At 41.3% G+C, this 14,205-nt stretch carries 11 protein-coding genes and 1 tRNA gene; 2 read left to right on the forward strand and 10 right to left on the reverse strand.

Features of this window, described 5'->3' with window-relative positions; genetic code table 11:
• Positions 1-56: 56 nt before the first annotated feature.
• The 7 genes from CSC79_RS05560 to xerD form a co-directional block, all read right to left on the reverse strand.
• Positions 57-149 (reverse strand) — tRNA-Ser (locus CSC79_RS05560).
• A 129-nt stretch (positions 150-278) separates the two neighbouring features.
• On the reverse strand, positions 279-467 hold the full coding sequence (locus tag CSC79_RS05565; protein ID WP_099294850.1) for a hypothetical protein: 189 nt from the start codon (positions 465-467) through the stop codon (positions 279-281).
• 296 nt (positions 468-763) lie between these two features.
• Positions 764-2,299, reverse strand: coding sequence for a lysine--tRNA ligase (lysS, locus tag CSC79_RS05570; RefSeq protein WP_099294851.1), 1,536 nt, complete (start codon positions 2,297-2,299; stop codon positions 764-766).
• A gap of 26 nt (positions 2,300-2,325) precedes the next feature.
• Positions 2,326-3,424 (reverse strand): peptide chain release factor 2 gene (prfB, locus tag CSC79_RS05575; protein WP_099294852.1). Its coding sequence is split into 2 segments (ribosomal slippage): positions 2,326-3,348 and positions 3,350-3,424, totalling 1,098 coding nucleotides; the frame shifts between segments, so codons are not numbered across the junction.
• Between the two features lie 131 nt (positions 3,425-3,555).
• Positions 3,556-5,277 (reverse strand): single-stranded-DNA-specific exonuclease RecJ, encoded by a 1,722-nt coding sequence (recJ, locus tag CSC79_RS05580; protein WP_099294853.1) that lies wholly within the window; start codon positions 5,275-5,277, stop codon positions 3,556-3,558.
• A gap of 77 nt (positions 5,278-5,354) precedes the next feature.
• Complete coding sequence (dsbC, locus tag CSC79_RS05585) at positions 5,355-6,083, reverse strand: bifunctional protein-disulfide isomerase/oxidoreductase DsbC (protein ID WP_099294854.1); 729 nt, start codon at positions 6,081-6,083, stop codon at positions 5,355-5,357.
• A gap of 62 nt (positions 6,084-6,145) precedes the next feature.
• The gene (gene xerD, locus CSC79_RS05590; RefSeq protein WP_099294855.1) at positions 6,146-7,099 is read right to left on the reverse strand and encodes a site-specific tyrosine recombinase XerD; all 954 of its coding nucleotides are present in this window, start codon (positions 7,097-7,099) and stop codon (positions 6,146-6,148) included.
• Positions 7,100-7,178: 79 nt separating this feature from the next.
• Between xerD and fldB the strand changes: the two genes are divergently transcribed.
• Positions 7,179-7,700, forward strand: coding sequence for a flavodoxin FldB (fldB, locus tag CSC79_RS05595; protein ID WP_099294856.1), 522 nt, complete (start codon positions 7,179-7,181; stop codon positions 7,698-7,700).
• A 143-nt stretch (positions 7,701-7,843) separates the two neighbouring features.
• Here fldB and CSC79_RS05600 read toward each other — a convergent pair whose 3' ends face one another.
• The gene (locus CSC79_RS05600) at positions 7,844-9,571 is read right to left on the reverse strand and encodes a DUF4153 domain-containing protein (protein WP_099294857.1); all 1,728 of its coding nucleotides are present in this window, start codon (positions 9,569-9,571) and stop codon (positions 7,844-7,846) included.
• 62 nt (positions 9,572-9,633) lie between these two features.
• Positions 9,634-10,332 carry a methyltransferase gene (locus CSC79_RS05605; RefSeq protein WP_099294858.1) on the reverse strand — a complete coding sequence of 233 codons (699 nt, stop codon included), beginning with the start codon at positions 10,330-10,332 and terminating at the stop codon, positions 9,634-9,636.
• A 75-nt stretch (positions 10,333-10,407) separates the two neighbouring features.
• On the opposite strand from CSC79_RS05605, the gene srmB reads away from it, so the two are divergent.
• Positions 10,408-11,640 (forward strand): ATP-dependent RNA helicase SrmB, encoded by a 1,233-nt coding sequence (srmB, locus tag CSC79_RS05610; RefSeq protein ID WP_099294859.1) that lies wholly within the window; start codon positions 10,408-10,410, stop codon positions 11,638-11,640.
• A gap of 102 nt (positions 11,641-11,742) precedes the next feature.
• On the opposite strand, the gene CSC79_RS05615 is transcribed toward srmB, so the two are convergent.
• Positions 11,743-13,830 carry a S8 family serine peptidase gene (locus tag CSC79_RS05615; RefSeq protein ID WP_099294860.1) on the reverse strand — a complete coding sequence of 696 codons (2,088 nt, stop codon included), beginning with the start codon at positions 13,828-13,830 and terminating at the stop codon, positions 11,743-11,745.
• Between the last annotated feature and the right edge of the window lie 375 nt (positions 13,831-14,205).

Below are 14,205 nucleotides of genomic sequence, written 5' to 3' on the forward strand. Positions count from 1 at the left end.
CCAGCTGAGCTATGCGCCCATTCTTTACATTACAATATACCATTTATAAAAATAAATGGCGGAGAAGGAGGGATTCGAACCCTCGATAGAGCTACAAACCCTATACTCCCTTAGCAGGGGAGCGCCTTCGGCCACTCGGCCACCTCTCCGTCTTGTGGGGCGTATAATAAAGATTTCAGAAAATATGTCAAACACTTTTCTTGTTAAAAGTGGCTGTTCGGTCAGAGAACACTCATTAGTATAAAAAAAGAACGCTTTAAGCTTGATGATTAAGCTGTTTAGGATTTTTTTATACTAGTATCAACACCCATCAAAGGAATAAGCTCATCACCTAGCTGCTCTAAGTATTGATCTTGATAACCTAATTGCTGGAACTCGGCGATACACGCACGATAATAATTTTGTCTTTGCTGCTCATTTGTGAAGCTATCCAAAGAGTTTAACTTTGGCTGTTTTTTATCATCCATATCTAAATCCATTTATATAAGAACACTTTAGGGTTAACTTTTAAATCAAAGTACATACTTTACGCTGTATTTACACTGAACAGTTTAGTCTAAAATTATTACTTTGCATTTTTTTATTAAATTATATCTAACTAATTCTCTAACTTAATAAAAATCAGTTAATTACAGTAATGAATAGGTAATTTTTGACTTCCCTCAGCTTAACATCCCGAAATAGCGCACCTGCCTTACAGATATATCGCACACAAAAACGCCGCATTTAAGCGGCGCTTTTCTACTATTTAATAAAAGTAGTATTAGTCAGCTTGCGGGCGCATGTGCGGGAACAAGATAACATCTTTGATTGTTGATGAATCGGTAAACAGCATAACTAAACGGTCAATACCAATCCCCTCACCTGCCGTTGGCGGTAAGCCATACTCAAGTGCGCGAATGTAATCTTCGTCGTAATGCATTGCTTCATCATCACCGGCGTCTTTCTCTTCAACTTGACGCGTGAAACGCTCTGCTTGGTCTTGCGCATCGTTAAGCTCTGAGAAACCATTTGCAAGCTCACGGCCGCCAACAAAGAACTCAAAACGGTCAGTAACAAACGGGTTTTCATCGTTACGACGTGCAAGAGGAGATACTTCCCACGGGTAACCTGTGATAAATGTAGGTTGGATAAGCATGTGCTCAGCCGTTTCTTCAAATATTTCACATAAGAACTTACCTGGGCCCCATACGCAGTTTTCAGGAATTTTAACGTGTAATTGTTTAGCGTACGCTTTTAATTCTTCAAAGTGGTTTTCTGGGTCGTTAAATACCGCTGCATCAAACTCAGGGTTATACTTTAAGATAGCATCTGCCATGCTTAAACGCGTAAACGGTTGACCAAAGTCGTACTCTACTGAGTCAATCACTTCACCGTTTTCATCTTTCGTTGTATTAACAACAATTGGGCTGCCAAGTACGTTTGTTGCCACTGTACGAAGCATATCTTCGGTGATGTTCATTAAATCAATGTAATCAGCGTACGCTTGATAGAACTCAATCATAGTGAATTCTGGGTTGTGACGGGTTGATAACCCTTCGTTACGGAAGTTACGGTTAATTTCAAATACGCGGTCAAAACCACCTACTACCAAGCGCTTTAAGTAAAGCTCTGGTGCTATACGTAAATACATGTCTATATCAAGGGCGTTATGATGAGTCACGAATGGACGCGCCGTTGCGCCGCCAGGAATAACTTGTAACATCGGTGTTTCTACTTCCATAAAATCACGGTCAGCTAAGAAACGACGAATACCTTCAACCACTTGTGAACGAATACGGAACGTTTCACGGGTTGCTTCGTTGGTGATCAAATCAACATAACGTTGGCGATACTTCGTTTCTTGATCCGATAAGCCATGGAATTTTTCAGGAAGTGGGCGTAATGACTTAGTAAGTAATTCATACTCTGTCATTTCTACGTATAAATCGCCTTTACCTGATTTATTAAGTGCACCTTTAACACCGATGATGTCACCGATATCAAGTTGACCGTATTTTGCTTTTAAATCTTTTTGTACATCTTTAGATGCATACGCTTGTACACGGCCTTTCATATCTTGAATAGACATGAACGGACCACGCTTGGCAAGGATACGTCCAGCAATTGACACTACATGCTGAAGCTCTATTAGCTCTTCTTTCGATTTATCACCAAACTCAGCCTGCAAATCTGCCGTGTAATGCTCACGACGGAATTGGTTTGGATGACCGTTGGCTGGGCAATTTTCGCGAATAGCGTCTAACTTGCCACGACGCTCAGCGATTAACTTATTTTCGTCTTGGATTTGTTCAGTCATTTTTTAGCTCTTTTTTAGCTTGGTGGTTATAAACCAGATTTTAAGCTGGCTTCAATAAATTTGTCTAAGTTACCGTCAAGTACCGATTGGGTATTACGGTTTTCAACACCGGTACGTAAATCTTTAATGCGGGCGTCATCAAGTACGTATGAACGAATTTGACTACCCCAACCGATATCAGATTTGGCGTCTTCTTGGCTTTGTTTTTCAGCATTTTGTTGTTGCAGTTCAAGCTCAAATAATTTGGCCTTTAGCTGCTTCATCGCTTGCGCTTTATTTTTATGCTGTGAGCGCTCGTTTTGACACTGTACAACCGTATTCGTTGGCACGTGGGTGATACGTACTGCAGATTCGGTGGTATTTACGTGCTGACCACCCGCGCCTGATGCACGGTATACGTCAATTCGTAAATCAGACGGGTTAATATCAATTTCGATATTATCGTCTATCTCTGGGTATACAAATGCTGAAGCAAAAGATGTGTGACGACGACCACTTGAATCAAAGGGGCTCTTACGTACTAAGCGATGCACTCCAGTTTCTGTGCGCAACCAACCATAAGCGTATTCACCAACGAAGCGTACAGTGGCGCCTTTAATACCAGCAACATCACCATCAGTGGCTTCAACTAACTCAACTTTAAAGCCTTTCGCTTCGCCCCAGCGTAAATACATACGTAGTAGCATGTTACACCAGTCTTGTGCTTCGGTGCCGCCTGAGCCAGATTGTAAATCTAAGTAAGCATCGTTTGAATCGTGGGCGCCTGAGAACATACGACGGAACTCTAAACCTTCGAGCTGCTCGTTTAAGTCATCCAGCTCGCTTTGCGCCTCGTTAAAAGTCTCTTCGTCTTCAGCTTCTATAGCAAGTTCAAGTAAACCTTCAACATCGTCAGCACCGGCAACAAGATTATCAATTGTTTCAACAACGGCCTCTAGTGCTGATTTTTCACGGCCAAGTGCTTGCGCACGTTCAGGCTCATTCCATACCGCTGAATCTTCAAGTTCGGCGTTAACTTCTTCTAGGCGCTCTTGTTTATGAGCGTAGTCAAAGGTACCCCCGAAGCAGCTCGGTACGTTCGCGAATTTCCTTGATTTGATTAATCACAGGATTCACTTCAAACATCTACGTTACTCCAAAATGGCTGATTTACACGGCAATTTGCCCTATAAATTTCTTTAAATAATAAAAACGCCCGATTTTAACAAAAAACCGCGCGTTTTATTAGTATTTTATACACCCTAGTGCGATATTTTTTAAGGGCTCTTTTGCAGCTCACGGACAATTAATTGCAGACTAAATTTACCCCTAAACTCATTTATATCGAGCTGATAAGCAACATCAACAAAACGTACTTCAGTGTCAGGCCACGCTTTAACGTCAACGCCAAAAGCAATAGCATCGACCAAACGGCCAGATTGATGTTTAAGCACCAGCTTTAAATGCTTTTCACCAACAATTCGCTGCTGAACAACTTCAAAGGTGTGTTCAAACACTGGCTCTGGAAATTGCTGCCCCCACGGCCCTGCTTGTTTAATTAACTGCGCAAAATCCATATTAAAACAATCGCTGGGTAATTCGCCGTCGGTCAGAATAATGCACTGTTTATGCTCTTCGCTTAATTGCGCTGTTACCGCCTGCTCAAATGCCTGTTTAAATTCTCCGAAATGCTGTTCATTGATGCTCAACCCAGCAGCCATGGCATGACCACCAAATTTGCTTATTAAGTGAGGATGCACAGTATTTAAACGCTCGAGAAGATCACGCATGTGCAGCCCTTCAATCGAACGGCATGAGCCCTTAATTTCGCCATTATCGCCACCAGCGAATATAACGGTGGGCCTGTGATACTTTTCTTTTAAGCGCCCCGCTAAAATACCAATCACACCTTGATGCCAATCTTCTTGATACAGGCAAATTGCATCGGGCACTGTATCGCTACTAAATGCAAGCCGGTCAAGCACCGCCTGTGCCTCTGTTTGCATACCCTGCTCTATTTCACGGCGCTCATGATTTAAGCTATCAAGCTCGCCAGCGATGCGCCTTGCTTGATTTAAATCCGCTGATAACAAACACGCTATACCTAAACTCATGTCGTCTAAGCGCCCTGCAGCATTTAAGCGTGGTGCTAATGAAAAACCAAAATCACTGGCACTTAAGCGTGCAGCATTGCGATTTGCAACTTCTATTAATGCGGTGATCCCAGGGCGCGTATTACCACTGCGAATACGCGCTAGACCCTGGTGCACTAAAGTGCGATTATTCGCATCCAGCGCGACCACATCAGCAACCGTGCCCAGTGCAACAATATCAAGTAACGCTGCTAAATTAGGGGGCTGCTGCGCAGTAAAATGCCCTGAATCGCGCAAAGCACTTCTTAGTGCGATTAATAAATAAAACGCAACCCCCACACCTGCAATTGATTTTGATGGGAACTCACAGTCGTGACGGTTTGGGTTAACGATGGCATCGGCATTGGGTAATTGCTCACCTTGCAAGTGGTGGTCAGTAACCAGGACTTTAATACCTGCTGCTTTAACAATCTCAATACCTGCAATGCAAGATATCCCATTATCAACAGTGATTACTAAATCGGGCGCTATGGTGACTATTTGCTCAGCAAGCGCAGGGCTCAGCCCATACCCTAAGCTAAACCTATCTGGAATCAGATAATCTAAATGCGCAAAACCAAACATGGTCAGGCCGTGCATTAATGTTGCAGTACTGGTAGCACCATCAGCATCAAAATCACCCACAATAAGAATTTTACTTTGAGTTTGCAGCGCCCAAATTAATAGCTCAGTGGCTTTATCAATATCTTTAAACAACCTAAAGTCATGCAATGTGGCTGCGCTATTATTTAATTCATCGGCATGGCTTACTTGGCGAGTGGCGTAAATTTGCTTAATAACTGGGTGTAGATTACTAGGAAGGTGTGAGTCATCCACAGTTTGTCGAGCTTGAATTATTTTTTTCATGCAGCTGGCGGTACTTTTAAGCTAGGAGAGCTAACAAAAAAAGGCCTAAAACGGCCTTTTTAAAACGTTTTATTTAATTATGAAGACTTTTTCGCTTCAAGTGCAGCACTGAGCGCTGCTGCAGGTTGGTAACCTGGGATCATAGTACCGTCTTCTAAGATAATGGCTGGTGTGCCACTAATACCAAAGCTTTGCCCTAATTGGTAGTGCTCAGCGATTGGTGCTGCACAGCCTTGTACTGTCATTGTTTCAGCTCCGGCTTTTGCCTCGGTAAGTGCTGATTGTTGATCTTTAGCACACCAAACATTCATTAAATCAGTATAACCAGAACCTTGTAAACCACCACGTGGGAATGCTAAATATTTAACTGTAATACCCGCTTCAAGCAAGTCATCAAGTTCTCGGTGTAACTTACGACAGTAACCACAGCTTATATCGGTAAAAACGGTAATGCTGTGTTTTTCATCTTTTGCTTTGTACACAATCATTGATTCTTCGTAATCTGACAACCCTTCTTTGCGAACACCATTTAATGCTTGCTCGGTCAAATTACTGCGATTACTTAAATCAATTAATGTGCCTTGCATTAAAAATTGACCATCTGGGCTTGCGTAAAGCACACCTTTATCAGTGATTAATTCTTTTAAACCAGCCACTGGGCTTGGATTAATGTGCTTTACAGTCACTCCAAGCTCTGCAAACTTAGTCACAATCGGGTCATTGGCATCAGGTACGGCTAATACACCATTTGCAAACGCACTTAAACTGGTGCCTAACATTGCACCGGCTAATACTAACTTTTTCATCATGTTCTCTATATCCTGATAATTCGTCTTTACTATGACCGCTATTGCACTAAAAAATTTCATTAAGCGCGCGGGTGATGCTGCTGATGTACCGATTTTAACCGTTCATTGGCAACATGGGTATAAATTTGTGTTGTTGATAAATCGCTATGCCCTAACATCATTTGTACAACTCTCAGGTCTGCACCATGATTTAGTAAATGCGTTGCAAAAGCATGACGCAGTGTATGCGGTGATAAAGGCGACTCAACTGATGCCAAAATAGCATAGTGTTTAATCCGATGCCAAAAAGTTTGTCGAGTCATACCCACTCCGCGCTTGGAAGGAAACACAAAATCGGTGGCATGCTTGATCATTTGTGCTCGGCCTACTTTTAAAAACTGCTCAAGCCAATGCATGGCTTCTTCGCCAAGCGGTACCAAACGCTCTTTATTTCCTTTGCCTTTTACAAACACGACTGATTGACGAAGATTTATTTGCTCCATTCGTAAGCCAACAAGCTCACTAACCCGCAAACCCGTTGCATATAAAAGCTCTAACATGGCTTTATCGCGCAGTCCCATGGGCTCTTCAACATTAGGTGCTGCAAGTAATGCTTCAACTTCATTTTCAGAAAGTGTTTTAGGTAGTGTCTGGCCCGCTTTTGGCTGAGCGATATTCACCATCGGCGATTCGCTTAAATACTTTTCGCGCACTAAATACTGATAAAAACGCTTTAATGCACTAATACTTCGCGCTGTACTGCGTGGCTTTAAACCTAAATCAACTCGATGGGCTAAATAACTTTCAATGTCTAAGGCGGATATTGTGAGTAAATCTTGCCCTTCAAGAAATAAACAAAATTTATCTAAGTCACTGCGATACGCTGATAACGTATTTTCACTGACATGCTGTTCAAGATAAAGGTTATCTAAAAACGATTCTAAATAATCGATATTAGTTAATACCTCATTATCAACGTCATTAAGTGTTTCTAATGGCTTGTTTTTGTTTAACGATGTCACAGTTATTCCCATGTAATCAAGGTATCAATTAGTAATACCTTACGGTAAACTTGAGCCTATCATATCAAGCAAACACACAGTGATAAATACGATGCAAATTGGTTTATTTTATGGCTCTACAACTTGTTATACTGAAATAGCAGCAGAAAAAATCCGCGATATCATTGGGCAAGACATTGTCAGCCTGCACAATATCAAAGATGAGCCACTAAAAAATGCAGAGAATTACGATTTTATCATCTTTGGTATTTCAACATGGGACTTTGGTGAGCTACAAGAAGATTGGGAATCAATCTGGGATGACATTAAAGACGTTAACCTAACGGGAAAAACCATCGCCCTATTTGGTATGGGTGACCAACAAGGTTACGGCCAATGGTTCCAAGATGCGTTAGGCATGCTACACGATGAAATGAGCAGCCAAGAATTTACCCTGTTAGGCTTGTGGCCAAATGATGCCACCTATGAATTTGAAGCCTCAAAGGCACTCACCCCTGATGGCAAGCATTTTGTCGGCCTTGCGCTTGATGAAGACAGTCAGTACGAGCACAGTGATGAGAGAATTGCCAATTGGGTTGAGCAAATAATGACTGAATACAGCGAAACTTTGTAACCGTCAGAAGTATTTTAACTCCTACTGGAAGCTGAACAAAAAGGGGTTGGCACATAACCCCTTAACTACTGAGTAAATGTAGTGGCTTTTAAAATAGATGACGTTTACTTCTGTAAACGCCATAAAATTAAACGGTTTTAAAACTAATTAGGCACATCGTTAGCTACTTTAAACACCACATCGCCTACCTTTAAATGATTATAGCGCGGTTTTTCTACTTCGACTTTGCCTGCTTCTAATAAGGTTTTTAATAACTTTATTTGCGCTGGGTTATCTGTATTCATGTATTTTTGTTGCCACTCACCGTCATTTTCAAACCAAAGTTTGGCCTCTGTAAAGTGATTAGTTTCATCAATAAAGACATACTCTGGCAGGTTGTCGTTATTCAAATCAATTGCGATAAAATAAAAAGAGTGGCTGTTTAAAGGTGCCCAATTACTAAAATGCAGAGTATCGAAAGTGGCCTTAATCAGTTCATCTGGAAACGCTTCTTGCTGCGGCCAAAATACACTGTGTTCGATAAATTCTGAGAGTGTTTCAAGCTCTTTAACAGTTTCAAAATCAGGGTTAACATACATTCGCTCAATAATTGCCACTTGCTCTGGGTGCGAGTTTTTTATTTGCGCTTTCAAATCTTGCATTGCAAGATAACCTTGCCGTCCCAGATTTGATGCAAAGTAATTATAATCAAACTCTTCAAGCGTGACTTTACCATCATTTAAGCGCGCAATCTGGCTATCACTCGCGATACGTTGAAAATTCAACAAAGGTGAATTTACCAGCAGCATACTTACCAGCACAATAAGGCCCATGCCAATATTGACCTTGTTTTGAACCTCGAGCCAAGCGTCACGCTTTTTAATAATCCCGACTAAATAGCCAAACGAAAAACACGCCAGTAAAAAGCATATTAAAATGGCCCAACATCTGGCAACACTTAAACCATATTGGTCAACACGTAGCCACAGCCCATAAGCTGCAATTAGGCTATAAATAGGTAATAAACCAACACCTATAATAATCAGCCTATGCAATACAACATTATAAGGGCGCTGCAATGACGCATGTTGATAAACCGTATTTATAAAAAACAGTGTTAGCAATTGCAGCCATAAAACCAACGAAGTACCACTGCCTGTTTGCCATAATTTTTCAAGCCCTGCAAAGGGTAAAGTCGCTAAAAACCCCAAAGAAACAATGGTCAAAACAGGCAGTAAAAACTTAATTAGAACTTGCAGTAATGTTGCTATGCTTTGTTCTACATTTAGCAGACCCCTAAATACAATACTTGCAAAAGCAAACGCTAAGGTAATTGTAGGGATCCAAAACCATTCTTTTCTTAATAGCGCTGTGAAAAATTCAATGTCCAACGCGTCAAATAAGGCTGCGCCTAAATTTAAAATGCCCCAGAAGATTAATACAAATAACCAACACTCTATAAATAAAAGAAAATTACGCCATGAAAGTTTGAACAACTGAGCATAATGAATCGCCTCTTTATCTATAAACTGCTGGATATACATTAAAGCTTTAAAACTTGCGACCAAAGAGGTCATTACGAACGTAGCTGTTAGCCAATCATTATCAATCAATGCTAACGGGTAATGCTCAGATCCAATGTATGCACCTAATAGTGACAACAATAAGCAAAAAGGAAGCAAATAAATAAGCAGTTTTTTTATCTTACCTTGCTCCACAGCAAGTAACGTCAGTAAAGGAAAACTGATTACAAATGTAGCCAAAGAGGTAAACCAAATCGGGTCGGTGGCGGGCCATGTTGCCCCTTCAAGGCTGCGGTATAACAGTGTTAGAGCAATCCCTTGTAACACAGCTAACAGTATCATGAATGATTTAGGCAATTGATTATCCATATCTATTTACTCCGGGTCATTTTAGTTAGTGTGCGTTATTTGTACCTATTATTCAATAAAGCTTACATCTTTAAGTAAAAGTCCTTACATAGGTTTACGAAATCATCACTGTATTGACCGTCTTGGTTATGAATAATTAAGTGCTGAGGTGTGCAATCAACCTCTTGATAGCCAAAACACATTAAGCTGCGCGTTGCAGGCTTAGTTTTTTTAGTTTGTACTAAACAATGATGTTGTAAATAAAGCCCTTGTAATAACGCATCGGCAATAAATAATTTCGCCTCTTCGCAGGGTAATATCACATTAAATAGCGCATTGGTGTTTGTTAAGCGTTTAAATGCAGTGATTAACTGGGTAAAACTTAAATCGTCTGTATGGCGTGCTGTGTTTCGTCCCGCATCATCCCCTTTTAAACTATTATTAAAATAAGGCGGGTTGCTAATCACCACATCAAAGGGCGAATCGGCCTCAAACTCTTGAATACGTTGGTGATACAGTGCGATATCGGGCCACGGGCTTTGCGCAATATTTTGCTTTGCTTGTTGATAAGCAGACCCATCAATTTCAACAGCTGTGATGACTAAGTCCACAGCTCGCTGTTTACACATCAAAGCTAATAATCCTGTGCCTGTGCCTATATCGAGCGCTCGTTGGCCGTGAGTTAATTTCGCCCAGGCACCCAATAAAATGCCATCGGTCGATACCTTCATAGCGCACTGCTCATGCTCAACTTTAAATTGTTTAAACACAAACCCTGACATTTTTTCACCTTTTCATTCACCAACCGCTGTATAGCGCGTATAATTATCTGCATTGTCCTCTATTTTTGACACTCTATGCAATTTTCTGATTTTGATATCGATAACAAGTTACTAAATGCCGTCGCTAAAATGGGTTATGAAACCCCTACTAGTATTCAGCAACAAGCTATTCCTGAAGCGCTGCAAGGGCGTGATATTTTAGCATCTGCGCCAACGGGTACAGGCAAAACCGCTGCATTTTTAATTCCAGCAATTCAATACTTATTGGATTTCCCGCGCCGTGAACCTGGTTTTGCGCGAGTGTTAATTATGACACCGACTCGCGAGCTTGCTTATCAAATTCATGAACAATGTGAGTTACTTGCCAAACAAACACACTTAAAAATTGGTGTCGTTACTGGTGGGATAAACTACGGTACGCATAAAGAAATTTTTGAAAAAAACAACGATATTCTCATCGCTACGCCTGGGCGTTTAATGGAATATTTAGAAACTGAAAACTTTCACGCTGAAAATGTTGAGATGCTTATTTTAGATGAAGCAGACCGCATGCTCGACATGGGCTTTCGAAAAGAAATGATGCGCATTTGTGAAGAAGCGAAGAACCGCCGTCAGTGCTTTTTATTCTCAGCAACACTTGAAGGCGACAGTGTTGAGAGGTTTGCTGAGCAAATATTAAATGACCCTGCACTGCTGGAGGCTGAATCATCGCGTAAAGAAAAAGCCAAGATCCACCAATGGGTGCATTTAGCTGATGATTATCATCACAAACTAGAGCTATTAGTTAACACCTTAAATGCACCAGATGTAACAAAAGCCATTGTGTTTGTAAAAACCCGTGAGCGTTTAGAAACCTTAATTGGTGAGTTAACTAACAACGGCGTTAAAGCTGCATGGTTGCGTGGCGAAATGCCACAAGATAAACGCATGAAAGCCATGGAAAACTTTCACAGTGGACGCACTAAAATTTTGGTTGCTACTGATGTTGCTGCCCGTGGTATTGATGTTGCTGATATTAGCCACGTTATAAACTTTGACATGCCGCGCACTGCTGACGTGTATGTTCATCGTATTGGCCGTACAGGCCGCGCAGGTAAAAAAGGCATCGCAATTTCACTCGTTGAAGCACATGATATTGCTGTTTTATCTAAGGTTGAACGTTACACTGAGCAAAAGCTAAAACGCCGTGTAATTAAAGGGATTGAGCCTCAGCATAAAGAAGCGAAAATGCCAATCAAAAAAGTGAAAGATCCAGCTAAAATTAAAGCGCGCAAAAAAGCAAAAACGAAAGTGAAAAAAAAGAAATAATAATTTAGGATCTGTTGATCTTTTAAGGTTATTAAAAAAGCCGAGACTCATTAATTTGAGCCTCGGCTTTTTACTTCTTACCTGAACTATATTTATTTAGCGTTATTGGCATACGCCTAAATCTTTCCACACAGCCCATGCTGATGAATTATCCGCAGGGTTAGCACCTTGAGTCCACCACTTGGCACTATAACGGCGGCTATTAAATGCAACCTCTTGACCTTGGTTATAAACAGCTGATTCAGACCATACTGCGAGATCACTACAGCCATTAGGCGGTGTTACGCCGTCACTCACCGTAATGGTTTTTGTTAAGCTGTGGTTTAGCCCCTGCGCATCACTTACAGTAAGCTCAACTTTGTAGCTACCAGCGCCTTTATATGTGTGCGTTGGGGTTTTAGTGTTTGCAGCATTGCTATCGCCAAAGGTCCAATTATATGCCGTTACAGCAACATCATCCGTGGACGCATTAGTAAAGCTCACCGCTAAGCCGTTTACACTAAAATCAAAATTCGCTTTAGGTGCTTGGTTAACTGTGCCGCCACCCGTTTTACATTCTCCTTGGCGAGACCATACATTTGAAAATACAGCAGGGTTTGCACCTGTTGACCACCAGGTCGCTTTGTACTTAGCTTGATTATACTCAACCAAATCACCAATGCGGTATGCTTTGCTGGCATTCCATGATGCAACACCATCACATTCACCACCAACCACCGACGTTACTTTAACGGTTTGGCTGCGTTGATTTGTTTGACCTGCCGTATCAGTCACTTCTAACGTAACGGAATAGTTGCCATCGGCAGCATAGGTATGAATTGGGTTTTCGCTGGTGGCTGAATTACCATCACCAAAATTCCAATAGTAACTGCTTATGCCTTTATCATCAGTTGAGGCGTTAGAAAATGTAACTTGCTTAGCATTTACCACCGCACTAAAACGTGCCACAGGCGCATTATCCACACCACTACCACCACCACACTCTGATTGAGCTAAATAGTCATAAGCATCTTTTGCTTTAACAATACCAAAGCCATACGAAGTATCACGCCCTGGCGCGCCTTTATCTTGCGCCGTGGCATTTAATGCATCACGAATTTGTTGATTAGAACACTGTGGAAAGTGGCTCCACACTAATGCTGCAACACCCGATACATGAGGGGTTGCCATTGACGTACCACTAATACTTTTATACCCGCCATTGTTCCACGTTGAGTTAGTGCCCACACCCGGTGCTGCTATTTCAACTTGTGCGTTATATTGTGAGAAAGACGCTTTAGTACCATTGCGATCTACTGCAGCCACCGACACAACCTCATTGTACGATGCAGGGTAACTTAGTGAACTATTGGCATCATTACCCGCTGCAGCTATGTGCAACATCCCTTGGGCATAACTGCTGGCAAAAGCTTGGCGCTCAGCATTAGATGACTGAGGACCACCTAAACTCATGCTGGTTACAGTTGCGCCTGCACTTTGGCATTGACCAATTGCAGCAACAAGATCTGAGCCATATGCCCAGCGACCTTGATCGTTAAACACTTTAACAATATGCAACCCTAATTGACCCGATGAGTTAACTCCGATCACACCTTGACCATTGCCTCCCAATGCAGCGATAGTGCCTGCAACGTGAGTACCATGGCCATTACCATCGTTATACCAGTTACCTGTGTTGTTAGTGCCATAGCCGTCACTGCCAGTCACACCGGTGTTAGGTAAATCAGGATGGTTTAACGTGTAACCAGTATCCATAATACAAACTTTCTGGTTCCCCGTAAGGTTGTCAGAAAGCTGTTTTGCTTGCACCATGGTAATTCCATAAGGTGTCGATTCAGCCATTAAATAGCGCTTAGGGTCAACTTCGATATTCACTACATCGGCACTTTGCTCTAAACGTGATTTTTGCTCAGCTGTTAATACCACGGCCATAGCATTAATGTCAGGTAGTGCTTGAACAACTTCTACATTTACATCTGTAGCAATGTTATTCATCAAACTGCGTTTCATGTCGTTCACCTGCGCTTGACTGCGGGCAAATGTTGTGTGAACTGCTGTTGTTTTTTCTGACAAATGTACAATAAATCGCTCTGACTCAATTTGCTCCGCCATTGCTGCCGGGGCTGTAGATAGTAAAATCGCACTTGCTAAAGCAGAGATCTTAAAGGTAGGTAGTTTAGACACGCTCATTTTAAATTCCTTGGATGTTAAATTTAAGGTTGTTAATTAACATTTAATTCACAACCCTTTTATGGAAACACGCAAAGACAACGCTGTCAACGCCATTTTTTATTAGACGTTCAATTAAGTGATTTTACAGAGCTCAAACCTTCCAATTAAAAACAAAGAGTTACACTTTAACCTTTTATTTTTCAATCGGTTAAATATCAGAATCAACACTCAAAAACAATGTAAATAAAAAGTTAAATTTACTTGCGTGAATTTTTAACCTTAGCGTGTAGAAAACTCCCCATTTTACTCAATGAAGTGTAAAAAATACGTACACCAATAAAAGCCAAAAGATAAACCATTTACTTTCAACAACTTAAGATTGGTATGGAATTT

Origin of the sequence: Pseudoalteromonas sp. 3D05, assembly GCF_002723455.1 — a bacterium.
Classification (GTDB): Bacteria; Pseudomonadota; Gammaproteobacteria; order Enterobacterales; family Alteromonadaceae; genus Pseudoalteromonas.